Annotated in this window: 14 protein-coding genes and 1 pseudogene; all 15 read right to left on the bottom strand. The window is 72.9% G+C overall.

Annotated features, from left to right (window positions below):
* Positions 1-27 precede the first annotated feature (27 nt).
* Positions 28-1,167, bottom strand: a pseudogene (locus tag SYYSPA8_RS05590) (DegT/DnrJ/EryC1/StrS family aminotransferase); the annotation flags it as partial.
* A gap of 1,013 nt (positions 1,168-2,180) precedes the next feature.
* Positions 2,181-6,266, bottom strand: a complete 4,086-nt coding sequence (locus SYYSPA8_RS05585; RefSeq protein ID WP_323445818.1) for an Rne/Rng family ribonuclease — start codon at positions 6,264-6,266, stop codon at positions 2,181-2,183.
* Positions 6,267-6,547: 281 nt separating this feature from the next.
* On the bottom strand, positions 6,548-7,303 hold the full coding sequence (locus SYYSPA8_RS05580) for a TIGR03936 family radical SAM-associated protein (protein WP_323445817.1): 756 nt from the start codon (positions 7,301-7,303) through the stop codon (positions 6,548-6,550).
* A gap of 385 nt (positions 7,304-7,688) precedes the next feature.
* Positions 7,689-9,641, bottom strand: a complete 1,953-nt coding sequence (locus SYYSPA8_RS05575) for a TIGR03960 family B12-binding radical SAM protein (RefSeq protein ID WP_323445816.1) — start codon at positions 9,639-9,641, stop codon at positions 7,689-7,691.
* Positions 9,642-9,737: 96 nt separating this feature from the next.
* Positions 9,738-11,270, bottom strand: a complete 1,533-nt coding sequence (locus SYYSPA8_RS05570) for a CYTH and CHAD domain-containing protein (RefSeq protein WP_323445815.1) — start codon at positions 11,268-11,270, stop codon at positions 9,738-9,740.
* 246 nt (positions 11,271-11,516) lie between these two features.
* Positions 11,517-14,846, bottom strand: coding sequence for a S8 family peptidase (locus SYYSPA8_RS05565; protein WP_323445814.1), 3,330 nt, complete (start codon positions 14,844-14,846; stop codon positions 11,517-11,519).
* A gap of 401 nt (positions 14,847-15,247) precedes the next feature.
* Entirely contained in the window at positions 15,248-16,456 is a 1,209-nt protein-coding gene (gene rodA / locus SYYSPA8_RS05560; protein WP_323445813.1) for a rod shape-determining protein RodA, read from the bottom strand.
* A 3-nt stretch (positions 16,457-16,459) separates the two neighbouring features.
* Complete coding sequence (gene mrdA / locus SYYSPA8_RS05555; protein ID WP_323445812.1) at positions 16,460-18,709, bottom strand: penicillin-binding protein 2; 2,250 nt, start codon at positions 18,707-18,709, stop codon at positions 16,460-16,462.
* Positions 18,706-19,365, bottom strand: a complete 660-nt coding sequence (gene mreD / locus SYYSPA8_RS05550; protein ID WP_323445811.1) for a rod shape-determining protein MreD — start codon at positions 19,363-19,365, stop codon at positions 18,706-18,708. Before mreD ends, mrdA begins: the two co-directional genes overlap by 4 nt.
* A 13-nt stretch (positions 19,366-19,378) precedes the next feature.
* Positions 19,379-20,500, bottom strand: a complete 1,122-nt coding sequence (gene mreC / locus SYYSPA8_RS05545; protein ID WP_323445810.1) for a rod shape-determining protein MreC — start codon at positions 20,498-20,500, stop codon at positions 19,379-19,381.
* A gap of 176 nt (positions 20,501-20,676) precedes the next feature.
* On the bottom strand, positions 20,677-21,696 hold the full coding sequence (locus SYYSPA8_RS05540) for a rod shape-determining protein (RefSeq protein WP_323445809.1): 1,020 nt from the start codon (positions 21,694-21,696) through the stop codon (positions 20,677-20,679).
* 250 nt (positions 21,697-21,946) lie between these two features.
* Positions 21,947-22,360, bottom strand: a complete 414-nt coding sequence (ndk, locus tag SYYSPA8_RS05535) for a nucleoside-diphosphate kinase (protein WP_323445808.1) — start codon at positions 22,358-22,360, stop codon at positions 21,947-21,949.
* A 57-nt stretch (positions 22,361-22,417) separates the two neighbouring features.
* On the bottom strand, positions 22,418-22,780 hold the full coding sequence (locus SYYSPA8_RS05530; protein WP_323445807.1) for a DUF4233 domain-containing protein: 363 nt from the start codon (positions 22,778-22,780) through the stop codon (positions 22,418-22,420).
* A gap of 8 nt (positions 22,781-22,788) precedes the next feature.
* Positions 22,789-24,285 (bottom strand): bifunctional tetrahydrofolate synthase/dihydrofolate synthase, encoded by a 1,497-nt coding sequence (gene folC / locus SYYSPA8_RS05525; RefSeq protein WP_323445806.1) that lies wholly within the window; start codon positions 24,283-24,285, stop codon positions 22,789-22,791.
* An 80-nt stretch (positions 24,286-24,365) separates the two neighbouring features.
* Positions 24,366-25,553: a sensor histidine kinase gene (locus SYYSPA8_RS05520; protein ID WP_323445805.1), complete on the bottom strand. Its 1,188-nt coding sequence runs from the start codon at positions 25,551-25,553 to the stop codon at positions 24,366-24,368.
* Positions 25,554-25,566 lie beyond the last annotated feature (13 nt).

The following is a 25,566-nucleotide window of genomic DNA, read 5'->3' as shown; positions in this document are numbered from 1 at the left end:
GTCGTGCGGGTCCACGTCGTCGCGCGGGTCCTCGGCCAGGTCGTTGACGGCGGCGGCGATCCGGGCCAGGTCCTCCCGGGTGAGGCAGGGGTGCACGGGCAGCGAGAGCACCTCGGCGGCGGCGCGTTCGGTCGCGGGCAGGTCCCAGGAGCGGCCGACCCGCTGGTCGGGCTCCCAGAAGGGCTTCAGCCGGTGGATCGGGGTCGGGTAGTGGACGGCGCTGCCGACCCCGGCGGCGGCGAGTCGGGCGACGGCCGCGTCCCGGCCGCCGGGGACCCGGTCGGCGGGCACCCGGATCGTGTACTGGTGCCAGCTGTGCCGGGCGCCCGGGGCGGCCGACGGCAGGACCACCCGGTCCGTGGTGATGTGCTCGCGGAGGTACGCGGCGGCACCGGCCCGCCGCTCGGTCCAGCCGGGGAGCTTGCCGAGCTGCACCCGGCCGATGGCGGCGGCGACGTCGGTGAGCCGGGTGTTCACCCCGATGATCTCGTTGGCGTACCGCTGCTCCATGCCCTGGTTCCGCAGCAGCCGCAGGGTACGGGCGAGAGCGGCGTCGCCCGTAGTGACCATGCCGCCTTCGAGGCAGTGCATGTTCTTTGACGGGTAGAAGCTGAAGGTGCCGCCGTCGCCGAACGCCCCCACCGGGGTCGTGTGCAGCGCGGCGGCGTGCGCCTGGCAGGCGTCCTCGACGACGGCGAGGCCGTGGCGGCGGGCAAGGGGCATGATCCGGTCCATCGCGGCCGGGTGCCCGTAGAGATGGACCGGGACGACGGCGGCGGTACGCGGGGTGAGGGCGGCGGCGACGGCGTCCGGGTCGAGACAGTACGTGCGCGGGTCGATGTCGGCGAAGACCACGTCGGCGCCGACCAGCCGGACCACGTTCGCGGTCGCGGCGAACGAGAACGAGGGGACGACGACCTCGTCGCCGGGGCCGATGCCGAGCGCCAGCAGCAGCAGGTGGAGCGCGGAGGTCCCGGAGTTGACGGCGACGCAGTGCCGGCCGCCGACCAGCGCGGAGAACCCCTCCTCGAAGGCGGCGACCTCGGGCCCCTGCACGACCTGTCCGCTGCGCAGCACCCGCACGGCGGCCTCGATCTCCTCCTCGTCGATGACGGGGCGGGCGGCGGGGATGTGCGGGTGCCGCCGGTGCCGACTGCTGGTCGCCATGGGACGCCCTCCTTGGACACGGCAGGGCCATCGTGCGGGAGGATCGCGGCCGGGGGGTCTCACCCTGCCGGTGACACCTTCGATCGGCGCAACACAAACCCTCCGTCAACCCCGCGACGCGGGGTCACCCGGCCCGTTCGGCGGTACGGGCACGGGGGCCGGGACCGGGGCCGGAGATGGCTCCGGGGCCGGGCGGGGACGCTGTCGGCCGCGCGATGCCGCGAACCACGTACCGGTGATGCCCGTCCCCGCACGCCGGGCCACTCCCGCGCGGACGACCGGCCCGCGCCCCGCGCGGAGAGGGCGACCGACGCACGACCGGCTGTGCACCCGGCCGGCAGCCGTATCGCCCCCGGGGCTCGTGTGCCGCCCAGCCCGCACGGCCGGGACCACGGCGCCCTCGGGCGTACGCGGAAGACGACCGCGCGGGGCACCCGCACCGGCGCAACAGCTACCCCGGCCCGGGGAGCGCCACGGAAGCACAACGCCCACGGCCGTCCACGGAAGGCAACACCCCGGCAGCCGCACCAGGCGTACGCATCGCCACGGCCACGGGGACGCGGTGGCCGGACCGCCCCCGGGTCCCCGGCGGCACAACGTGCCGAGCCCGCACCGACCGGGACACAGCGCCCACGGGCGTACGCGAGAGACGACCGCCCGGGGCAGCGGCGGCGGCACGACCACCTGGCCCGGGGAGTGTCTGCCCAGCCCGTGTCACGGGGACGCGGCGGCCGCGCCGACGCCCGGCACCGGACGCACCCGGGCCCGCGCCGCCGGAGTGCAGCCCTCGGGACGACCGGCCCGCACCTCCGAAGCGCCGCACCCAGGGGCGTACGCGGACCGCCTCCACCGCCTCGGGGCTGCGGCCGCCCGTACACGGCCATGGGCGGGCCCGTGCCGGCGGGCTCCGGGGACGGCTCCGGAGCCGGCCCCCGCCGGGCGACCGCGGAAACGGGTCCGCCCCCGCCCCGGAGAAACGGGACAGGGGCGGACGCGGACGCCGTGCCGGGAGGTCAGCTCTCGGTGGACGCGGTGACCGACGCGGGCGACTGCTTCTCGGCCGCGGCGGTCTTCTTCGCCGTGGTCTTCGCCGTCGCCTTCTTGGCGGTCGTCTTCTTCGCGGCGGTCTTCTTGGCCGCCGTCTTCTTGGTGGCGGCCTTCTTCGCCGTGGCCTTCTTCGCCGTCTTGCGGGCCGTCTTCTTCGCCGGAGCCGTCTCCGTGGCCTCGTCGGCCGTGGAGTCGGAACCGGTTTCGGAACCGGTCTCGGAACCGGCCTTGGAACCGGCCTGGGACACGGACACCGGCTCGGGCTCGGCCACCGGGGCGGCGACCACGACGACCGTGGCCTCGCCCGCGCCGGCCGGAGCCCCGGCCGGGGCGCTGACCTTGCGGGTCACCCGGCGGCGGGGACGCGGGGGCGCGGCCTCCGGCGTCACCTCCGCGACGGGCTCGGGGGCCTCGGCCGCCTTCGGCTCCGCCGCGACAGGCTCGGGCTCGGCCACCGGGGCGGCGGCCTTGGCCTCGATCACGACCTCCGGGGCGGCCGCCCTGGGCGTGCCGGCCGGAGCCGACGCCCTGCGGGTGGCCCGGCGGCGGCCACGGCCGCGCAGCGCGGCCGCCTCCGCCTCGGCGGCGCTGCTGTACAGCTCCTCGTCGGGGACGAACGCGGGCTCCGGCAGCGCGGTGGGCTCGGCCACCTCGGCCGCGACCTCCGCCGCCGTCTCCGCCACGGCCGTCTCCTGCCCGTGGTCCTGCCCGTGGTCGTGGTCGTGCTCGTGCGTCTGCTCGGCACCGCCGCGACCGCGCTTGCGGGCGCGCTTGCCACCGCCACCGCCGCCACCGGCGGACGGCTGCTCCATGTGCACGATCACACCGCGCCCGTTGCAGTGGACACAGGTCTCGGAGAAGGACTCCAGCAGCCCCTGGCCCACCCGCTTGCGGGTCATCTGGACCAGGCCCAGCGAGGTGACCTCGGCGACCTGGTGCTTGGTCCGGTCCCGGCCCAGGCACTCCAGCAGACGCCGCATCACCAGGTCGCGGTTGGACTCCAGGACCATGTCGATGAAGTCGACGACGACGATCCCGCCGAGGTCGCGCAGCCGCAGCTGGCGCACGATCTCCTCGGCCGCCTCCAGGTTGTTCCTGGTGACGGTCTCCTCCAGGTTGCCGCCCTGGCCGGTGAACTTCCCGGTGTTGACGTCGACCACGATCATGGCCTCGGTCTTGTCGATGACCAGCGAACCGCCGGAGGGCAGCCACACCTTGCGGTCCAGCGCCTTCATCAGCTGCTCGTCGATGCGGTACGTCGCGAAGACGTCCACCTCGCTGGTCCACCGCTGGAGCCGGTCGGCCAGGTCCGGGGCGACGTGCGCGACATAGCCGTGGATCGTGTCCCACGCCTCGTCACCGCTGACGATGACCTTGGAGAAGTCCTCGTTGAAGATGTCGCGCACGACCCGGACGGTCATGTCCGGCTCACCGTAGAGCAGGGTCGGAGCGCTGCCGCTCTTCGCCTTCTTCTGGATGTCGGCCCACTGCGCCTGGAGCCGCTCGACGTCACGGCGCAGCTCGTCCTCGCTCGCGCCCTCGGCGGCGGTCCGGACGATGACACCGGCGTCCTCGGGAACGATCTTCTTGAGGATGGTCTTCAGCCGGGCGCGCTCGGTGTCGGGCAGCTTGCGGCTGATCCCGGTCATCGAGCCCTCGGGCACATAGACGAGATAGCGGCCGGGCAGGGAGACCTGGCTGGTCAGCCGGGCGCCCTTGTGGCCGATCGGGTCCTTGGTGACCTGGACGAGGACGGACTGGCCGGACTTGAGCGCGGCCTCGATGCGGCGCGGCCCGTTGGCCATGCCCAGCGCCTCGAAGTTGACCTCGCCGGCGTAGAGGACGGCGTTGCGGCCCTTGCCGATGTCGACAAAAGCGGCCTCCATGGACGGCAGGACGTTCTGGACCTTGCCCAGGTAGACGTTGCCGACGTAGGAAGTGGCCTGCTCCTTGTTGACGTAGTGCTCGACCAGCACGTTGTCCTCAAGGACGCCGATCTGGGTGCGCTCGCCGCTCTGGCGGACGACCATCACGCGCTCGACGGCCTCGCGGCGGGCCAGGAACTCCGCCTCGGTGATGATCGGCACCCGGCGGCGGCCCTGCTCACGGCCCTCGCGACGGCGCTGCTTCTTCGCCTCCAGACGGGTGGAGCCCTTGATGGACTGCACACCGTCCTCGGACTCCTCGCCACGGCCGCGGGCGGGGCGCGGCTCGCGGACCTTCACGACCGTGCGCTCGGGGTCGCCGGCGACGGCGGCCTCGTCGGTCAGCGGCTCACCGCTGCGACGGCGGCGGCGACGGCGGCGACGGCTGCTGGAGCTGCCGGCCCCGGCGCCGTCGGCCTCGTCGGCCTCGTCGTCGGCCTCGTCGGCGGCGTCCTGCTCCGCCTCGTCCGCTTCGGTGTCCTCGACATCGTCGGCGGCCTCGGCGGGCTCGCCCCGGCGACGGCGACGGCCGCCCCGGCGGCGACGGCGGGACGGGCGGTCCCCGTACTCGTCGTGCTCGTCCTGCTCGTCCAGCTCCTCGGCGGCGGCCTCCGCGTCCACGTCGGCGGGCTCGGGAGCCTCCTCGACGGCGGGTACGGGCTCCTGCGCCACGGGCGCGGGGGCCTCGGCGGGCTCGCCCCGGCGGCGGCGGCGACGGCGCCCGGCGGGTTCGGCGGCCTGGACGGGCTCGCGTACGGGCTCCTGCTCCTGGGCCTGCTCCTCCTCCGGCTCCGGCTCCTCCTCGGCTTCGAGGGCCGCGGCGGCGGCAGCGGCGGCCGCCGTCTCCGGGGTCTGGAACATCGGCTCGGTGAACACCGGCGCCTGGAAGACGGCGACGGCGGGGCGCGCGGCCCGGCGGGCGGGCGTGGCCTCGGCGGTCGCGATGAACTCGGGCGAGACCACCCGGCGCCGGCCGCGGCCCCGGGGAGCGGACTCGGCGGGGGCCTCGGCGGCGCGCGTGGCCCGGCGACGGGCACGCGGCGCGGACGCCTCCTCCACAGCGGCGGACTCGGCCGGCTCGGGTGCCTCGACGGCCTCCACGGCGGCGGCCGGAGCATCGGCTGCGGGGGTGCTGGCGGCACGCGTGGCGCGACGGCGCTTGCGGGGCGCGGACGCCTCCTCCACGGCCTCGGCCTCGGGGGTCGCGACCGGCTCCGGCACCGCGACGGGCTCGGCGGCGGGCGCGGCAACGGGCTCGGCGGCGGGCGCGCTCACGGCGCGGGTCGCACGGCGGCGGGTACGGGGGGCCGGGGCCTCCTCGACCTCGGCGACCTCGGCCGGCTCGGCGGCGGGCACCTCGGCGGCCGGAGCGGTCGCGGCACGCGTCGCCCGGCGACGGGCACGCGGCGCGGGCGCCTCCTCCACGGCGGGAGCCTCAGCGGCCTCGGCGGCCTCGGCGGACGGCGTGCTGGCCGGGCGGGTGGCCCGGCGGCGGGTACGGGCCGGGGCGGCGGCGGGCGCGGCCTCCGGCTCGGCGGCGGGGGTCTCGGTGGCGGGCGCCTCGGCGGCCGGAGCGGTCGCGGCACGCGTCGCCCGGCGACGGGCACGCGGCGCGGGCGCCTCCTCCACGACAGGAGCCTCAGGCGCCTCGGCGACCTCAGCGGCCTCGACAGCGGCGGCCGGAGCCGTCGTCGCCTTCCGCGTCGCACGGCGGCGGGTACGGGGGGCCGGAGCCTCCTCGGCCTCGGCGACCTCGGCCGGCTCGACGGCGGGCACCTCGGCGACCGGAGCCGTCGCGGCACGCGTCGCCCGACGACGGGCACGCGGCGCGGGCGCCTCCTCCACAGCGGGAGCCTCAGCGGTCTCGACGACCTCGACAGCGGCGGCCGGAGCCGTCGTCGCCTTCCGCGTCGCACGGCGACGCGGACGCGGCGCCGGAGCCTCCTCGGCCTCGGCCGGCTCGGCCACCGCGGCGGCCTCAGCGACCTCGGCGGCTCCGCCGGGCGGACCCGCCGGGCGTGAGGCGGCCCGGCGTCGACGGCGCGGCGGCAGCGTGTCGCTGGGCGAGCTGTCGGCGGTGATGTTGTTGTCGTCCCCGGCGGTGCCAGGTTCGTTGGACTCGTGCATGCGGGCGGTTCTCCCGTCACGCTCCCGGGCGCCGCGCCTCGGTCCGGGCGGCCTGCCGCGCATCACGCGGCACGCCACCCGGGGCGCGGGCGCCGCACGGGAGCTGCTGTGTCTGGCTCGCCGGTTCCGTACGCGAACTGCGTACGGCCTGGCGAAAGTCTCCTGTGGTCATGCGCGGCCCGACCCAGGTGGCTCCCGAGTACCAGGGCTGCGCGGCAACGACTGCCTGTAAGCGCGGCGGGACCGGACATTCGCACTCCCACCGGGACCCCCTGGCGTGGCTAGGGGGAGGCGGTACCGGCGGCCGTATGCAGTGCGGCCGGAATCGCCTCGCGGTCGAGCGCGAGCGGATCGGTCACCGTGCCGGACTCCTCGTCGAAGAGCCCCTGCGCCAGCCTGGTCACCGCTGCGGGGACCGGCGGCGCCAGGTCGGCCACAGCGCGGAGACCGGACAGGACGTCGTCGGGTCGCACGGCAGGCGTTACGTGCCGAACAACCAGGCGCAGTATCGCACAGGGGCCGTCCACCGGCCTATCAGGCTGTGGACGGACCACTTCGAGGTCCACCACGGCACCGCGTGCGTCGAAGCTCCGCATCCCGTTCTTGGTACGGCGCTGGACCTCGACGGTCTCGGCCGCGAGGAACGCCGCGACGGCCTTCCCCGCTTCCTCCTCCGTCACCCGGTCGAGCCGCAGCTCCCACTCGGAAGCGGTGAGCCGGTCGGCGAGACCGGAGGTCCGCGCCTCGACGGCGTCCGTGACATCGAGCCCGGACGGCAGCGACTCGTTGAGCAGGTCCCGCAGAACGGCGGGGTCCCGCCGCTCGACCAGGGCGATCTCCAGATACTCGGCCTCGCTGCCCGTGCCGGTGGGTGCGGCATTGGCGTACGACACCTTCGGGTGCGGGGTGAAGCCCGCCGAGTACGCCATGGGCACCTCGGCACGCCTCAGCGCCCGCTCGAAGGCGCGCTGGAAGTCACGGTGGCTGGTGAACCGGAGGCGGCCGCGCTTGGTGTAACGCAGACGAATGCGCTGCACCGCGGGTGCGGGCGGCGGGCCTTCGGGCTGTCGCTTGCCCAGTGGTTCTTCTCCTCGGTGCGGGACGGCGCGGGGAGCGCCGCCCTCGGAATGCGGGTGCCCCGTGCGGGCCCGCCCGGCTCGCCCCTGGCTAGGGAGGGATCTCGGGCCCGGCCGTCGCGCCGGGGACAGTCGTTGTGTACCACCCAGAGTACGCGCAGCGGCCGCCATCGGTTCCCCCGGACCGCCCCCCACCGCTTCCCCGGCCCACCGGCCCCCTCCCCCGCGTACCCCCCGCATCCCGCGCACCATCCCTCCCGCGGCCCCCGCCGTCCCGCGCGGGCGCCGGGCATGACGAAGGGCCCGGCGCCGGGTCTCCCCCGCGCCGGGCCCTCTTCGCCGTCGGCTACTTGTTGACCACGCTCAGTGGCAGCAGCTTCTTGCCCGTCGGCCCGATCTGGATGTCCAGGCCGAGCTGAGGACAGACACCGCAGTCGAAGCACGGCGTCCAGCGGCAGTCCTCGACCTCGGTCTCGTCCAGCGCGTCCTGCCAGTCCTCCCAGAGCCAGTCCTTGTCCAGGCCGGAGTCCAGGTGGTCCCAGGGCAGGACCTCCTCGTAGGTGCGCTCCCGGGTGGTGTACCAGTCGACGTCCACCCCGTACTCGGGGAGCGTCTTCTCCGCGCAGGCCATCCAGCGGTCGTACGAGAAGTGCTCGCGCCAGCCGTCGAAGCGGCCGCCGTCCTCGTAGACGGCGCGGATGACGGCGCCGACCCGGCGGTCGCCGCGCGAGAGCAGGCCCTCGACGATGCCCGGCTTGCCGTCGTGGTAGCGGAAGCCGATGGAGCGGCCGTACTTCTTGTCGCCGCGGATCTTGTCGCGGAGCTTGGTGAGCCGGGCGTCGGTGTCCTCGGCGCTCAGCTGCGGGGCCCACTGGAAGGGGGTGTGCGGCTTGGGGACGAAGCCGCCGATGGAGACCGTGCAGCGGATGTCGTTGGAGCCGGAGACCTCGCGGCCCTTGGCGATGACGTTGACCGCCATGTCGCCGATCTGGAGCACGTCGTCATCGGTCTCGGTGGGCAGACCGCACATGAAGTACAGCTTCACCTGCCGCCAGCCGTTGCCGTAGGCGGTGGCGACGGTGCGGATCAGGTCCTCCTCCGACACCATCTTGTTGATGACCTTGCGCATCCGCTCGGAGCCGCCCTCGGGGGCGAACGTGAGACCGGAGCGGCGGCCGTTGCGCGTCAGCTCATTGGCGAGGTCGACGTTGAAGGCGTCCACGCGGGTGGAGGGGAGCGACAGGCCGATCTTGTCCTCGGTGTACCGGTCCGCGAGCCCCTTGGCGATCTCGCCGATCTCGGAGTGGTCGGCGCTGGACAGCGAGAGCAGTCCGACCTCCTCGAAGCCGGTGGCCTTGAGTCCCTTGTCGACCATCTCGCCGATGCCGGTGATGCTTCGCTCCCGTACGGGACGCGTGATCATGCCGGCCTGGCAGAAACGGCAGCCGCGGGTGCAGCCCCGGAAGATCTCGACGGACATCCGCTCATGGACGGTCTCCGCGAGCGGGACCAGCGGCTGCTTGGGGTAGGGCCACTCGTCCAGGTCCATGACGGTGTGCTTGGACACGCGCCACGGGACACCGGAGCGGTTGGGCACGACGCGGCCGATGCGGCCGTCGGGGAGGTACTCCACGTCGTAGAAGCCGGGGACGTAGACGCCGCCGGTCTTCGCGAGCCGCAGCAGGACCTCCTCGCGGCCGCCGGGGCGGCCCTCGGCCTTCCATTCGCGGACGATGCGCGTGATGTCGAGGACGGCCTGTTCGCCGTCGCCGATGACGGCGCAGTCGATGAAGTCGGCGATCGGCTCCGGGTTGAACGCGGCATGGCCGCCCGCGAGCACGATCGGGTGGTCCACCGTGCGGTCCCGGGCTTCGAGCGGGATGCCCGCCAGTTCGAGCGCGGTCAGCATGTTGGTGTAGCCCAGCTCGGTGGAGAAGCTGAGGCCGAAGACGTCGAAGGCGCCGACGGGGCGGTGGGAGTCGACGGTGAACTGCGGCACCCGGTGCTCGCGCATCAGCTCTTCGAGGTCCGGCCAGACGCTGTAGGTGCGCTCGGCGAGGACGCCCTCCTGCTCGTTCAGCACCTCGTAGAGGATCATGACGCCCTGGTTGGGCAGCCCGACCTCGTAGGCGTCCGGGTACATCAGCGCCCACCGGACATCGCACTCGGCCCAGGGCTTGACGGTGGAGTTCAGCTCACCACCGACGTACTGGATGGGCTTCTGCACATGCGGGAGCAGCGCCTCCAGCTGGGGGAAGACCGAATCGGCAGCAGTCTCAGCAGTCTCAGCGGCAGACATCACGGGACTTTCGTGGGCGGGCAGGGGGGCGACTCTCTAGCGTAACCCGCCAGGGAGACGCCCCCGCACCGGTCGGAGCCGGTCCCGGGGCCCGGTTCAGCCCGTCAGGAGGGCCCTGACCTCGTCGGTGCCGGCCTGTTCCCAGACGCCGGGCAGTTCGCTCTCCCGGTCGGCCGCCGAGCGCTGTTCCTGGCCGTACAGGAGTCCCCAGGTGAAGGCGGACTCCCCGGCCTGGTGGGCCTGGACGCCGATGGTCCGCAGGGCGTCGCGGGCGACGACGCTGTCCTGGTGGTCGCCGAGGACGGTCTGGACGGCCTTCATCCGTTTGGCGAATCGTTTCGCGGGGCCGCCGAGGGCCGGGGTCGCGGCCTCCCCGGCGTACCGGGCCCGCTTGGCGGCCTTGCGGGCGTCGTGCAGCAGCAGATCGCGATCGGGGCCGGGGTCCCGTTCCAGAGCGGCCGTGACCCGCTCGGCGAGCCGGCCGTGGTCCTTCAGCATCGCCCTGGGGAACTCGGTGGCGGCGGGGCGGGCCGCCGCCCTCAGCAGCGGGGGGTCGGCGAGGAGCGCGTCGAGGGTGTCGAGGAGGGCGAGGTAGCGGCGGCTGTCGAGGGTGACGAGGGCCTTGCGCCGGGCGCCGGAGCCCCGGGAGCCGGTCCAGATCCGCAGCCGGCCCCGGACCGGGCCGAGGACGAGGGCGCGGGGCAGCGCGTCGATCCGTCCGCGCAGCCGCGCGGTCAGGACCTCCTGGTCGCGGGCGACGCCCAGCTCGGCCGCGAGCCACTTCAGCTCCTCGCCGACGGGGTCGGTCACGGCCCGGTCCAGGATCCTGCGGTACGAGCGGAACGCGCTGCGCAGCCGGCGGGTGGCGACCCGCATCTGGTGGACGGAGTCGGGCAGGTCACGGCGTACGCCCGGGTCGTGGGCGAGCAGGGCGTCCCGCTGCTCGCGCAGGTAGGCGAGGATGTGGCCGCCGGCGTCGGCCGGCGGGGCCGGCTCCTCGGGGGTGGGGACGGCGAGCCCGGTCGCGGCCAGGGCGCGGGCGAGTTTCGAGGGGAAGTCGCCGGCCCGCAGCCCGGCCTTCCGCAGCTTCTTGTCGATCCGGTCGAGCAGCGCGGGATCGGCGCCGTCGGCCAGCTCGGCCTCGATCTCGTCCCATGCGGCGGTGGGGGCGGTGGTGCCGTCGTCGGGCAGGAGGAGCCGTTCGGCGTGGACGGCGTCGCGGCTCAGCTCGGCGAGCGGTGTCCCGTCGGCGTCGGTGAGCAGGTGGATCCGGCGGGTGGAGCGGAGCCGGACCACGGGGACCAGGGCGGCGCCCCGGGTGTGGGCACGGGCGAGGGCGGCCAGGGCCCTGGGCACCGTGGCGGAGAGCGGGGCGCGGATCTCGTCCCGGATGCCGGGGGCGACGGGGAGTTTGAGGTGCCAGCCGGCGTCGTCGCCGCCGGTTCTGCGCCGCAGGGTGAGGGAGGCGGCGGCGAGCCGCAGGTCCGGGGTGTCGTAGTAGACGGCGTCCAGTTCGGTCGTGCCGTGGTCGGTGACGGCCGCGACCGGGGTGATCCGGGACAGGTCCGGCAGCCGGGTGTCGGGGGTGGCTTCGTATTTCCGCTCGATCTCGCGCTTCGTGTCCGCCATGCACCGAATCTAGTCCGCTCGGCGCGCTCAGGGCAGTCCCGTGGCAGGTCCGGGGCCGGATCCGGGCGCCGGCACAGGCCACCGGGTGCGGCGCGGAGCGCACCCGGCGGAGGCCGCGAAACCGGACAGAGTACTTCCGTACCGAACGGAGAGGGCCCCTCCGCCGTGGTGGCGGAGGGGCCCGGATTCCGGATCACCGGACGCGGGGTCCGGTGCCGCGGCGGGCGCCGCGGGCGCGGTGGGTGACTACTTGCCGAAGTAGGCGTTGTGGACGGTCACCGTGGCCTTGCCGCCCTTCTTGTCGGCGACCTGGCCGCGCAGGGAGATCGCCTTGCCCTTCGCCGGGTTCTTGACCGTGATCTTCCCCTTGGTCACGGTCGCCTTCTTCCAGGTCTTCCCGCCGTCGTAGGAGACGGAGACGGCGAGGGACTTCAGCCCCTTGCCGGCCGCCGGGCCCTGGACGGTCACCGGGAAGGTCACCGTGCGCCCGGCGGGCGCGGTGCTGTCGAGCGCCACCTGGGCGCCGAAGCGCACGGTGGAGAGCGGCACCTGGGTGAAGTCGTCGGCGACCGCGGGCTTCTTGGACCGGAAGGTCCAGGAGCCGTCGATGCGGGTCGCGACGGTGGACACGGCGGCGCTGCGCCGCACGGAGGTGGCGAGGGTGTACTCGGCGTCGGCGGCGCCGACGGTGAAGGGCTCCATGCCGATCAGCGGGTCGTCGGTCTCACCGATCTTGGTCTTGCCCTGGTGGAGCGTGGTCTTCGCCGAGGTGTAGACGGATCCGCCGAGGTTGCCCCTGCCGTCGGCGAAGAGCGGCACCAGGGCCCAGATCTGGTTGCCCTCGCGGACGATGCCGCTGTCCTCGTCCATGAAGGGCGAGTGGACGGCGGTGTTGAAGGTCTCGCGGTACGTCTTCCCCGGGCGGTAGTTCCGGTCGGGGGTGCCGTACTCGGCCTCCGGGTCACCCTTCTTGTCGAACTGGGCGGCGCCGACGCTCCACGAGTTGGCCTTGTCCGTCGAGGCGAGGTGCAGCGTCCGGGTGAGGGGCAGCGCGGCCGGCTTCGCGGACTGGATGCCGCTCCAGGTGAGGTTGCTCATCGCGAGGGTGGCGCCCTGCTTGCCCTTGACGGAGGCGCCCACGCCCGCCGACACCTTGGCGAAGTCGGCGGCCTTGAACGCCTTGGTGTAGCCCGCGGAAAGCTGCTTGACCGGGCCGCCGGCGGCGGTGACGTACTCGTTCACGCGGTCGGCGGTCCAGTGGGAGAGCCAGGTCTCCTCCAGCGTGACGCCGGTGGGCTGCTTGGGGCCGATCTGCGCGGTGCGGAAGTTGGTGAACGAGGAGAGGAAGTGGCCGACCCCCAGCCCGCCGTCGGCGGTCTCGACCATGTATCCGGCCTCGGCCCCGGTGGCCTTCGCCTTGGCGTTCGGCACGGTGACCTTCACCGGCTTGGTGGTCCGGGCGTCGACGGTGACGGTGGTGTTCTTCGTCAGCGCCAGCCGGGGCTGGACCAGCCGGTCGAAGCCCTTGGTGGTGTCCCGGGGGTTGACGACGTGCCGTGCCTCCAGGACGTAGTCGCCCTTGGGCAGGCGGAAGGTGCTGCTTCCGGTTCCCCGGGCGCCGGCGTCCCGGGCGCCGTCGGTGAGCGGGTAGAGGGTGGTGGAGAAGTTCTTCCCCGGCTTGCCGTCGCGGCCGACGTACTTGACGGTCAGGTCGTACGACTCGATCTCGCGGTTGACGGACGCGGTGCTGCGGACGCTCTGGCCGCCGCCGGCCGCGACGACGGTGGCCGTGTAGGAGCCGTCGTTGGTGCCGCCGAGCCGGGTGTCGGCCGTCAGCGGGACGGAGGCGGTGCCCCCGGCGGGGACGGTGACCTGGGTGGCGCCGAGGGTGAAGAAGCCGGCCGGGGCGGGGCGGCCCTGCGGGTCGGCGGCCGTGGCCGTCAGGTCCAGGGTGACGGGCTGGTCGCCGAGGTTGCGGTAGGTGAGTTCCTTGGTGACGGGCCGGTCGTCGGTGTGCGGCCACTGCTGGAGGCCGAAGGAGACCGTGTTCTCCTCGGCGACCACGGTCTGCTGGACGGCCTTGTCGACGGCGATCCGGCCCGAGCCCTGCTGGAAGGCGGTGAACCCGCCGTCCTTGGCGGAGGCGGTGAGCGCGGCCTTGAGCTGCTGTCCCGACCACCCGGGGTGGCGCTGCTTGAGCAGGGCGGCGGCGCCGGCGGCGTGCGGGGCGGCCATCGAGGTGCCGGATATGGTCACATACCCGGCGGGCTTCTCGCCCTCCGCCCTGGCGATGACGCTGCCGGGGGCGGAGGCGGCGGTGATGTCCACGCCGGGGGCGGTGACGTCGGGCTTGATGCCGCCGTCGCCGCTGCGCGGGCCGATGCTGGAGAAGTCGGCGATCCGGTCCGCGTCGTCCACCGCGCCGACGGTGAGGGCGGCGTCCGCGCTGCCGGGGGAGCCGATGGACTCGGGCAGGGGGCCGTCGTTGCCGGCGGAGATGGCGAAGAGGACGCCCTTCTCCTTGGACAACTTGTTGACGTGGGCCTCCAGCGGGTCGATCTCCGGGGTGTCCCAGCCGCCGAGGCTCATGTTGATGACGTCGGCGCCCTGGGCGACGGCCCAGTCCATGCCGGCGATGATCCCGGAGTCCATGCCGGAGCCGCTGTCGTCGAGGACCTTGCCGTTGAGCACCTTGGCGCCGGGGGCGACGCCCTTGTACAGGCCGCCCGAGCGGGCGCCGGTGCCGGCGGCGATCGCGGCGACGTGGGTGCCGTGGCCGAAGCGGTCCTTGGCGTCGGGGGACCGGGTGAAGTTCTTCGCCCCGCTCACCTGGTTCTTCAGATCCGCGTGGGTGGCGTCGACACCGGTGTCCAGGACGGCGATGGTGACGCCCTTGCCGTCGTAGCCGGACTCCCAGACCTTCGGGGCGCCGATCTGGGCGACGCTCTTGTCCAGGTTCGCGCTGCGGACCGCGTCCAGCCAGATGTGGCCGACGCCGGCGACGGCGGCGGTCCGGGCGCCGGTGGTACGGGTGAGGGCGTCCCAGAGCGCGCTCGCGCCGCGCTCGGAGACGGTCACCGCGTCGGCGTTGAGGGACGGCAGGGTGCGCGACACCTCGACGTCGCCGTCGCGGACGCCCTTGCGGGCGGCCGGTCCTGAGCCGCCCTCGTAGGCGACGATGACCTTGAGGCCCTTGCGGTAGGCGCGGCGGCTCTCCGCCGTGCTCAGCCCGGTGACGTCGAAGAGCCGGCGGTCCACCGTGCCCTCGGCGACGAGCTGCTCGGCGTCGTACGGGAGGACGAAGGTGCGGCCCTTCTCGGTGACGGCGCGTACGGGTATCCCCTCACGGCCCTTGGCGCGGTCGATCGTGACGGCCTTGCCGCGGGCGTCGATCCCCACGCGGTCGCCCGTGATCAGCGTGACCCAGCGGAGCCCGGTGGCACTCCTGGCCTTCGTCCCGGCGTCCGAGAGCAGGCCGTCGGTCGTGGCGGCGGGCCCCGGGGTGTCGGCGAAGGAGGTGCTGGTGGTCAGTCCGGCGACGAGCGCCGCGGCCGCGACGGCCGAGGTGAGTGCCACGGCGCCGAGGTTCTGACGGTTTCTGGCGAACAAGCTGGCTTCCCCCTGCTCAGCGGGGGTCGGTCGACGGAACGTCGGGAGCGTCCCCCCGCAGTGCGCTCCTTGGGAGATAAGAGCACCAGGGGACCCGAACAGTTGTATCACCGGGGGTGATTGGCCGGAAAGGATCTCCGCGGACCCGGGCGGCGGGCTCCGTGACGGCCGTGGTCAGCACGGATGCCCAGGGAAGCGAACCGTGGCCTCCCGCTCACCGTCCCGATCGGGGCGGCGGGAAACCGGTCCTTGTCCCCGGGCATCACTGCGGTACCGGGCCCGCGTCCCCGCCGGCCCGATCCAAAGGCCCGGCCCGACGCGGAAACCCGGCCCGATCCAACAGCCTGGCCTGACCCGGACGCAGGGCCCTATGCCGATATCGGCCGCTGCACCCGGATCGACTGGAGCAGCCCGATCGCCACCCAGACCGCGAACATCGACGAGCCCCCGTAGGAGACGAAGGGCAGCGGCAGCCCCGCCACCGGCATGATGCCGAGCGTCATCCCGATGTTCTCGAAGGACTGGAAGGCGAACCAGGCGATGATCCCGGCGGCCACGATCGTCCCGTACAGCTCGGTGGTCTCCCGGGCGATCCGGCAGGCCCGCCACAGGACCACCCCGAGCAGCACCAGGATGGCCGCGCCGCCGACGAAGCCCAGCTCCTCGCCCGCGACCGTGAAGACGAAGTCGGTCTGCTGCTCGGGCACGAACTGCCCGGTGGTCTGGGAGCCCTTGAAGAGCCCGGTGCCCAGCAGCCCGCCGGAGCCGATGGCGATCCGGGCCTGGTTGGTGTTGTAGCCGGCGCCGGTCGGGTCGAGCGCCGGATTGGCGAAGGCCGCGAACCGGTTGATCTGGTACTGGTCCAGCAGCCCCAGCGCCGCGACGAGGACCGCGCCCACGATCCCGCCGCCGATCAGCCCGAGGATCCAGCGGTTGGGCGCTCCCGAGGCCATCAGCACCCCGAGCACGATGACGACCATGACCATCACCGAGCCGAGGTCCGGCATCATCATGACGATCACCATCGGCACCACGGCGAGCCCGAGCGACTTGGCGACGGTGCCGTGGCCCGGGTGGGCCAGATCGCCCGCGTCGACCCGGGCCGCCAGCAGCATCGCCATCCCCAGAATGATGGTGATCTTGACGAATTCGGAGGGCTGGATGGAGAAGCCGCCGCCGATCACGATCCAGGCGTGCGCGCCGTTGATGGTGGCCCCTATCGGGGTGAGCACCAGCAGGATCAGCAGGACCGAGATGCCGTAGAGCACCGGGACGGCGCCGCGCAGGGTGCGGTGGCCGAGCCAGACGGTCGCGACCATGAGCGCCACGCCGATGCCGGTGTTGAGCAGATGGCGCAGCAGGAAGTTGTACGGGTCGCCGCCGGTCAGGTCGGTACGGCCGCGGGTGGCGGACCAGACGAGCAGGGCGCCGATGCCGGAGAGCGCGAGCGCGCTCAGCATCAGGGGCCAGTCGAGCCGGCGGACCACGGAGTCCCGGGAGCGGAGCCGGGACCACAGTCCGCCGCGCGGGGGGCCGTATCCGGAGACGGAGAAGCCACTGGTGCTGGTGGTGGCCATGGGTCAGTCCCTCTCCGCCGGGGGCGGTCCGGCCAGCTGGTTCCCGCGGCCGGTGCCGGGCCGCTGCCCGGCGGGGGGTGTCGAGGTCGCCGGCGGCGGGGAGGCGCCCGTCCGCTGCGGCGCGTTCGGGTCGACGGGCTTGCGCGGGCGGTAGGGCCGGACCTCGGGGGCGTCGATCGACCCGTCGGACTCGATCTTCGGCAGCGCCTTCTGCGGCTGGGGCAGCAGCGCCTGCCGCAGGTCCTGGTTGCCCTTCTCGTCCAGCCCGTACATCGCCTCGTAGATCTTGCGGACGGCCGGTCCGGAGGCGCCCGAGCCGGTGCCGCCCTGGGAGATGGTCATGACGATCGTGTAGTCGCGGGTGTACGAGGCGAACCACGACGTGGTCTGCTTCCCGTAGACCTCGGCGGTGCCGGTCTTGGCGTGCATCGGGATCCGGTCGTGCGGCCAGCCGCCGAACCGCCAGGCGGCGGAGCCGACGGTGGCGACCCCGGCGAGGGCCTTGTTCATCTTCTTCGCCGTGTCCTTGTCCATGGGCAGCCGGCCGTGCGCGGTGGGCTCGATCTCGTCGACGCTCTTGCCGTCGGCGCTGATGACGGCCTTGCCGACGGTGGGGTTGTAGAGGGTGCCCCCGTTGGCGATGGCGGCGTAGACGGTGGCCATCTGGATCGGGGTGACGATGATGTCGCCCTGCCCGATGGAGTAGTTGACGGCGTCACCGGCTCTTATCTTGTTGCCTTCGAGGCAGTTCTCGTACGCGATCTGCTCGACGTAGCTGCCGCCCTTCTTGCCCTCGCGGCACCAGCTGTCCTTCAGCTGCTCCCAGTAGCTCTGCTTCCACTGGCGGTCGGGGACGCGGCCGGGGATCTCGTTGGGCAGGTCGATCCCGGTGGGGGCGCCCAGGCCGAACTGGTGGGCGGTCCGGTAGAACCAGTCGCCGGGCTTCTTCTTCGGCTCGATGCCGCCGTCCTTGATCCACTCCCGGTGGGCGAGGCCGTAGTAGACGGTGTCGCAGGAGACTTCGAGGGCGCGGCCGAGGGAGATCGAGCCGTACCCGCGGGATTCGAAGTTCTTGAACTCCCGGCCGCCGAAGCTGAGCGAGGAGGGGCAGGGGTAGGTGCCGTCGAAGGGGTAGCCCGCGTTGACGGCGGCGGTCGAGGAGACCACCTTGAAGATCGAGCCGGGGGCCGCGCCGCCCTGGATGGCGCGGTTGATGAGGGGGTAGTTCGACTTCTTGTCGGTGAGCCGCTCGTAGTCCTTGCCGGAGATGCCGCCGACCCAGGCGTTGGGGTCGTACGTGGGCTGCGAGGCCATGGAGATGATCCGGCCGGTGTTGTTCTCCATGACGACCACGGCACCGGCGTCGGCCTTGTAGTTGACCCCGGTGTTGTTCTTGTCCAGCTCCTTGCGGGCGGCCTTCATCGCGCCGTTCAGCTCGTACTCGGCGACGGCCTGGACGCGGGCGTCGATGGAGGTGACGAGGTTGGCGCCGGGCCGGCCCCGGTCCCGGGCGGCCTCGCCGATGACGCGGCCGAGGTTGTCCACCTCGTAGGAGGTCACCCCGGCCTTGCCGCGCAGCGCCTTGTCGTAGGTGCGCTCCAGGCCCGAGCGGCCGACCTGGTCGGAGCGGAGGAAGGGCGAGTCGGACTCCTTGGCCTTCTCGATCTCCTCGTCGGTGACGGGCGAGAGATAGCCGAGGACCTGCGCGGTCCTCGCCTTGCCGGGGGCGTTGTAGCGGCGTACGGCGGTGGGTTCGGCGGTGATGCCGGGGAAGTCCTCGGCGCGCTCGCGGATCTGGAGGGCCTGCTGGGTGGTGGCGTCGTCGGTGACCGGGATCGGCTGGTACGGGGAACCGTTCCAGCACGGCTTGGGGGTCTTGGAGTCGCAGAGCCGGACCTTGTCCTGGACCTCCTTCGGCGTCAGGCCGAGGACCTCCGCGAGCCGGGTCAGGACCGCCTTGCCGTCGTCCTTCATCCGCATCAGCTCGGTGCGGGAGGCGGAGACGACGAGCCGGGTCTCGTTGTCGGCGAGGGCCACGCCCCGCGCGTCGAGGATGGAGCCGCGCACGGCGGGCTGCACAACCCGCTGGACGCCGTTGTTCTTGGCCTGGTCGACGTAGTCGTCGCCGTTGCGGATCTGGAGGTACCAGAGGCGTCCGCCGAGGGTGAGGAGGAGGGAGAAGACGAGGACCTGGATGACGACGAGCCGGATCTGGACCCGGGGGGTCCGGCCGGTCTCCGGGATGTTGCTCACAGGCGCTTGGCCCCCCTCAGGCGTCCGGCGCGGGCGACCCGGTTGCGGGCGGCCTTCATCCGCAGGCCCCCGCGCTGGCTGCCGATGCGCAGGCCGGTGCCGGAGGCGAGCCAGCCCGAGGAGACATCACCGGTGGCGTTCTGCGCGTCGGCGAGCGGGTCGTTCTCGGCACGCCGGGCCACCGCCATGATCAGCGGGACGGTGAACGGCGCGAGCAGCAGGTCGTAGACGGCGGCGGTGAAGAGCAGCCCCGCGATGCCGCCGGCGGCGGTGTCGCCGACGAGGTTGCCGACCCCCGCGTACAGCAGGGTGGAGCCGATGGCGGCGCCGACGACCACGAGCATGGGAACGGTGGCGGACTTGATCCGTCCGTTCTCCGGGCGGGCGAGGCCGGCGAGATAGCCGATGACGCACAGGACCAGCGCGTACCGGCCGACGGCGTGGTCGGCGGGGGGCGCGAGGTCGGCGACGAGGCCCGCGCCGAAGCCGGTCAGGGCGCCGGAGACATGGCCGTGGACGAGGGCGAGCGCGACCACGGTGAGGAGCACCAGGTCGGGCGTGGCGCCCGGGAGCTGGAGCCGGGCGAGGACGGAGACCTGGACGACGAGGGCGACCACGACGAGGGTGGTGGTCAGAAGCACCCGATTGAAACGCATGACGGATCAGCCCCTACTGCCGCTGGTTCTTCTGGTCGTCGTCGCCGCCGGTGCCGGTGCCCGGGGAAGCGGCGGCGGCCGGGGAGCGAACGGGGCCCGGGGTGAGCCCCGGGGCCGGGGAGTCGAGGGCGTCCCGGCCGCCCTGCGCGTCCACGCCGGTGCCGGTGCCGTCCCGCGCGTCGGCGCCGGTGCCGCCCTGGACCTCCGTACCGTCCTGGAGGGTGGCGCCCGGAGTGACGGTCACGGTGACCGTCGGCACGGGCTGCGGCTTGCGCGGCTTCGGCGGCAGGACGGTGTCCCGGGGGTCGGTACGCGGCGCCTGCACCACCACGCCGACGATGTCCAGCTTGCTGAAGCCCGCGTACGGCTCGACATGGATGGTGCGGGTCAGGCCGCCGCCGGAGGGGTCGACGCGGACGACCTCGCCGATCGGGACGCCCGGCACGAAGGGCCTGTTCCCGTGGGAGCCGAAGGTGACCAGCCGGTCGCCCTTCTTCACCTTGTGCTTGCCGTTGAAGAGCTGGACGGAGAGCGGGCGGGCGCCCTGCCCGTTGGCGAAGCCCAGCTCGTCGCTCTTCTCCAGCCGGGTGCCGACGGCGAAGTCGGGGTCGATGGCGAGCAGCACGGTCGAGGTGTGGGGGCCGACGGTGGTGATCCGGCCGACCAGGCCGTCCCCGTTGAGGACGGTCATGTCGCGCTCGACGCCGTCCTGGGAGCCGATGTCGAGGGTGACGGTCCAGGAGAAGCCCTGGGCCGCTCCTATGGCGATGACCTGGGCGCCCTTGATGCCGTACTGGCCGGCTCCGGCGGTACGGAGGATCCTGTCCAGCTCGCGGGCGCGGCTGCGGTTGCGGTCGTCGCTGCCGAGCCGCGCTCTGAGTTCGGCGTTCTCCCGCTCCAGGACGGTGACCCGGTCATGGCGCTCGCCGGAGTCACGGACGGCCGCGATGGCGTTGCCGACCGGGTCGACGGCGGTGGCGACCCCCTTCTCCACCGGCCCGAAGACGGTGGCGGCCGCCTGCCGGGCGCCGTCGAGCGGTGAGTCCTCGCCACCCCGGATGTCCACCGTGATCAGTGCGAACGCGATGGCGATCAGCAGCACCAGGAGCAGACGGCTCTCTCGTGTGTCCCTCACGTGCGGCGGCCGTGCCTTCCTCGTAGGAATGGTCGGAATGGAGATCTGTATATCAACGATCAGCTGTACGGACCGGCAGGCACCCATACAGGGGCTCCCCCCGGGACCCGAAGGGCCCCAGGGGGACGATCGTGCCCCCCGTCCTGTCCCGACGGCAGCCGCGGCCGCCGGCTCCGCTACCGGCGCGGCTGGGCGTCCAGCACCTGCTGGAGCGCCTCGAACTCCTCCACGCACTTGCCGGAGCCGAGGGCCACGGAGTCCAGCGGGTCCTCCGCGATATGGATCGGCATCCCGGTCTCCCGGCGCAGCCGCTCGTCCAGACCGCGCAGCAGCGCGCCGCCGCCGGTGAGGACGATGCCCCGGTCCATCACATCGCCGGACAGCTCCGGCGGGCACTTGTCCAGGGTGGTCTTGACCGCGTCGACGATCGAGTTGACCGGCTCCTCGATGGCCTTGCGGACCTCCGCGGCCGAGATGACCACGGTCTTGGGCAGGCCGGAGACCAGGTCCCGGCCGCGGATCTCGGTGTGCTCGTCCTGGTCGAGGTCGTACGCGGACCCGATGGTGATCTTGATTTGTTCGGCGGTCCGCTCGCCGAGGAGCAGCGAGTACTCCTTCTTGATGTGCTGGATGATGGCGTTGTCCAGTTCGTCGCCGGCCACCCGGATGGACTGCGCGGTGACGATTCCGCCGAGCGAGATGACGGCGACCTCGGTGGTGCCGCCGCCGATGTCGACCACCATGTTGCCGGTGGCCTCGTGGACGGGGAGGCCGGAGCCGATCGCCGCCGCCATGGGCTCCTCGATGATGTGCACCTGGCGGGCGCCGGCCTGGGTCGACGCCTCGATGACGGCGCGGCGCTCCACTCCCGTGATGCCCGAGGGCACACAGACCACGACCCGGGGGCGGGCGAGATAACGCCGCTTGTGGATCTTGAGAATGAAGTAGCGGAGCATCCGCTCGGTGATCTCGAAGTCGGCGATGACGCCGTCCTTCAGCGGCCGGACGGCCACGATGTTGCCCGGGGTCCGGCCGATCATCTTCTTCGCCTCGGCGCCCACGGCGAGAATCCCGCCCGTGTTGGTGTTGATGGCGACGACGGACGGTTCGTTGAGAACGATGCCACGACCTCTGACGTACACCAGCGTGTTGGCGGTCCCGAGGTCGACAGCCATATCACGGCCGATGAACGACATGTTGTCCCCATGAGGATGCGTCTGGCCTTCCCGAATCGAGCGTTGACGGCTTTTCAGGAGGGCGGTGTGGGTGTGTGGCGTGAGGCTTCCATCGTAATGCCGCATCCGGGGGAGCGGCGCGGTGGTCCACCTCTGTATAGGTGACGAAGCGTTGTGCCGATCCGTTCCCGCATTGCGTTCGCATATGCCGAAGGGCGACCGAATTCCTTCGGTCGCCCCAGGTCAAGAGCGCTGTTTGGCTGATGCCAGGTCAGGAGAGTCCCGGAAAGAAAATCTTCAGTTCCCGAATGGCGGACTCCTCCGAGTCCGACGCGTGGATCAGGTTCTCCCGGACAATGGTGCCGAAGTCACCGCGGATGGAACCGGGGGCCGCGGCGATCGGATCCGTGGGACCCGCCAGCTGCCGTACGCCCTCGATGACCCGCTCGCCGTCGACCACCAGCGCCACCACCGGACCGGACGACATGAAGCCCATCAGCGGCTCGTAGAAGGGCTTGCCCCGGTGCTCGCCGTAGTGCTGCTCCAGGGTCGCCAGATCCAGGGTCCGCAGCTCCAGCGCGGCGATGGTCCAGCCGGCCTTGGCCTCGATCCGGCCGATGATCTCGCCGATCAGCCCGCGCCGCACGGCGTCGGGCTTGAGCAGAACGAGGGTGCGCTGGGTCATGTGGCAGCTCCTTGCAGACTTACGGGTGCGGTGCAGCCGAGGCTACAGGTCCCCCGTTCAGCCCTGGGCCCGGGCCCCGTCCGGCTCCGCCTGCCGCTCCGCCCAGCGGGCCTTGGCCTCGTCGATCTTGCCGCCGTAGTGGACGGAGGCCCACCACAGACCGGCGAAGCAGGCACCCAGGAAGAACATCACCGGGACCACGAAGCCGCTGAGGACCAGACCGATCTGGAGCGCCCAGCCCAGCTGGACCCCGCCGGGCCGCTCGATCATCCCGCAGAGCAGCACCGACATCACCATCGCGATGCCGCAGACCGTCCAGACCGTGCCCATCGTCAGGTCCGGGTCCTTCATCGCCACCAGACCGGCGAAGCCGATCACGAAGAACTCACCGATCAAAGTGGACGCGCAGAGCGTACGCATGCTGTTCCTCAGCCCTTCCCCAGCAGCAGCCGGGCCTCGCCGACCGTGATCACCGAACCGGTCACCAGCACCCCGGCGCCCGCGAACTCGGCCTCTTCCTCCGCCAGCGTGATCGCCGCCTCCAGGGCCTCGTCCAGCCGGGGCTCGACCACCACCCGCTCGTCGCCGAAGACCTCGACGGCGACGGCGGCCAGCGCGTCCACGTCCAGCGCGCGATGGCTGGAGTTCTGCGTGACGACGATCTCCGCGAAGATCGGCTCGAAGGCCTCCAGGAACCCCCGGACGTCCTTGTCGCCGCTCGCGCCGACGACCCCGATCAGCCGGGAGAACCCGAACGCCTCGGCGACCGCCTCCGCGGTGGCCCGCGCGCCCGCCGGGTTGTGGGCGGCGTCCAGCACCACCGTGGGACTGCGGCGGACGATCTCCAGCCGGCCCGGCGACGAGACCGCCGCGAACGCCGAACGGACCACCTCCACGTCCAGCGTGCGGGCGTGCTGGGAACCGATGCCGAAGAACGCCTCGACCGCGGCGAGCGCCACGACCGCGTTGTGCGCCTGGTGGGCCCCGTACAGCGGCAGGAAGACGTTCTCGTACTCGCCGCCGAGCCCGCGCAGGGTCAGCAGCTGGCCGCCGACGGCGACCTCCCGCGAGACGATGCCGAACTCCATGCCCTCCCGGGCCACGGTGGCGTCGACCTCGACCGCCTTCTTCAGCATCACCTGCGCCGCGTCCACCGGCTGCTGCGCCAGGATCACGGTCGCGTCCTGCTTGATGATCCCGGACTTCTCCACCGCGATCTCGGCAGGCGTGGAGCCCAGCCGGTCGGTGTGGTCCAGGGCGATGGGGGTGACCACCGCCACCGAGCCGTCGATGACGTTGGTCGCGTCCCAGGTGCCGCCCATGCCGACCTCGACCACGGCGACATCGACCGGCGCGTCCGCGAAGGCCGCGTACGCCATGCCGGTGAGGACCTCGAAGAACGAGAGCCGGTAGTCGTGCGAGGCGTCGACCATCTCCACGTACGGCTTGATGTCCTCGTACGTGGCGATGAACCGCTCGGCGTCGATCGGGGCGCCGTCCAGGCTGATCCGCTCGGTGACCGACTGCACGTGCGGGGAGGTGTAGCGGCCGGTGCGCAGCTCGAACGCGGAGAGCAGGGCCTCGATCATGCGGGCCGTGGACGTCTTGCCGTTGGTGCCGGTGATGTGGATGGACGGGTACGCGTGCTGGGGCTCGCCCAGGACGTCCATCAGCGCCGCGATCCGGGCCACCGAGGGGTCCAGCTTGGTCTCGCCCCAGCGGGAGGCGAGGTCCGCCTCGACCGCGCGCAGCGCCTTGTCGACCTCGGGGTCGGCGGGGCGGGAGGGGACCGCGTCGGCCTGGGGACCGGTACGGGCGCGCAGGGTGCGGCTCCCGGCCTCGATCACCGCCAGATCGGGGTCTCGGTCGGTCTCCGCTTCGACGATCTCATCGAACGGGTCGGGCTCCGCGGGATGCTCACTCACGGGACCAGTCTAGGCTCCAGGCCCTCGGCAGCCGCCCCGGGCTCACCCGCCCGGGCGCGGCGACGCATACTCCCCCGCTCTCACCCCTCCCACCAGCGGCCGGGTTCCGGGCGCAGCCAGCCGGCCGGCAGCAGGGCCACCACCTCGTACGCCCCCGAATCGGCGCGCGCGGTGAGCGTGCCGCCCAGCGAGCGGACCCGCTCCCGCATGGAGAAGGTCCCGGTGCCGCTGGAGACGGGCTCCGTCGGCGGCGCCGACCGGGGCAGCGCGTTGCGGGCGACGATCCGCAGCCGGGAGCCCTCCAGGCCGATGCTGACGGTCACCGGCTCACCGGGGGCGTGCTTGGCGGCGTTGGTCAGGCACTCCTGGACGACCCGGTAGACGGCGGTCTGACGGAGCGGGGAGAGCCGGGTGGCGTCCGCCGCGACCCGCAGGGTGACCGGGCTGCCCATCCGCCCGCTCTCCTCGGCGAGCGCGGGCAGCCCCTCCAGGCCGGGGGTCGCGGTGCGTTCGTCGGCACGGTGCACGATGGTGTCGTTGAGCATCAGATGGGCCCGGCGGGCGGTGTCGGCCAGCTCCTCGAAGTTCTTCTCCTGCGGGGTGCCCCGGGCCCGTACGGACAGCACCTCGGCGCGGACCGCGAGCACCGTCAGCTCCCGGCCCACCAGGTCGTGCACGTCCCGCGCCACCGAGATCCGCTCGTCCCGGACGGCCTGGAGCGCGGCGGTCTCCGCGCGGCGGGCCTCCAGTTCGCGGACGAGGTCCTGCCGGTAGGCGGCAACCCCGACGCCGGAGGCCAGGACGCCGATGGGAACGACGAGGGAGAGGAAGTCGGCGAGCGACTCGGCGTGGTGCTCGGGCCAGCCCGGCAGGTTGAAGAGGGTGAACGCGACGGCCACATAGCCGAGGGTGGAGAGCACCCCGGCGCGGCGGCCCCGGAACCGGCCCAGGGAGTACAGCGCGAACTGGACCAGGGTCAGCTCATGGAGCCAGGCGAGCAGCAGCAGGCCGACGAGGTAGGGCACCCAGGGGGCGCGGCGGCGCACCAGCAGGGAGGCGGCCCCGGCGGCGAGGACCAGGGTGGCGGTGAGACCGGTGAGGCGGTTGTCGCCGTCGGCGAGGCCGGGGACGTCGAGCACCATCAGGGCGAGGCAGCCGAGCGCGGTGATCACATCGACCGCACGCGGGGACGTGGTCCATCGCTGCGCGTATCTGCGGCTCACCGCGATGAGGCGGTGCCGCGCGTACGACGCGGTCGTGACCTGCATGCCCCCATCATCC

The organism is Streptomyces yaizuensis (assembly GCF_034961445.1).
In the GTDB taxonomy this organism is placed as follows: Bacteria; Actinomycetota; Actinomycetes; order Streptomycetales; family Streptomycetaceae; genus Streptomyces; species Streptomyces yaizuensis.
This window is presented reverse-complemented; position numbering and strand designations above follow the sequence as displayed.

Coding starts and splice junctions, on each gene's coding strand:
- SYYSPA8_RS05585 (WP_323445818.1), bottom strand. CDS start 6,266: ATGCACGAGTCCAACGAACCTGGCACCGCCGGGGACGACAACAACATC.
- SYYSPA8_RS05575 (WP_323445816.1), bottom strand. CDS start 9,641: ATGTCTGCCGCTGAGACTGCTGAGACTGCTGCCGATTCGGTCTTCCCC.
- SYYSPA8_RS05570 (WP_323445815.1), bottom strand. CDS start 11,270: ATGGCGGACACGAAGCGCGAGATCGAGCGGAAATACGAAGCCACCCCC.
- rodA (WP_323445813.1), bottom strand. CDS start 16,456: ATGGCCACCACCAGCACCAGTGGCTTCTCCGTCTCCGGATACGGCCCC.
- mreD (WP_323445811.1), bottom strand. CDS start 19,365: ATGCGTTTCAATCGGGTGCTTCTGACCACCACCCTCGTCGTGGTCGCC.
- SYYSPA8_RS05540 (WP_323445809.1), bottom strand. CDS start 21,696: ATGTCGTTCATCGGCCGTGATATGGCTGTCGACCTCGGGACCGCCAAC.
- ndk (WP_323445808.1), bottom strand. CDS start 22,360: ATGACCCAGCGCACCCTCGTTCTGCTCAAGCCCGACGCCGTGCGGCGC.
- SYYSPA8_RS05530 (WP_323445807.1), bottom strand. CDS start 22,780: ATGCGTACGCTCTGCGCGTCCACTTTGATCGGTGAGTTCTTCGTGATC.
- SYYSPA8_RS05520 (WP_323445805.1), bottom strand. CDS start 25,553: ATGCAGGTCACGACCGCGTCGTACGCGCGGCACCGCCTCATCGCGGTG.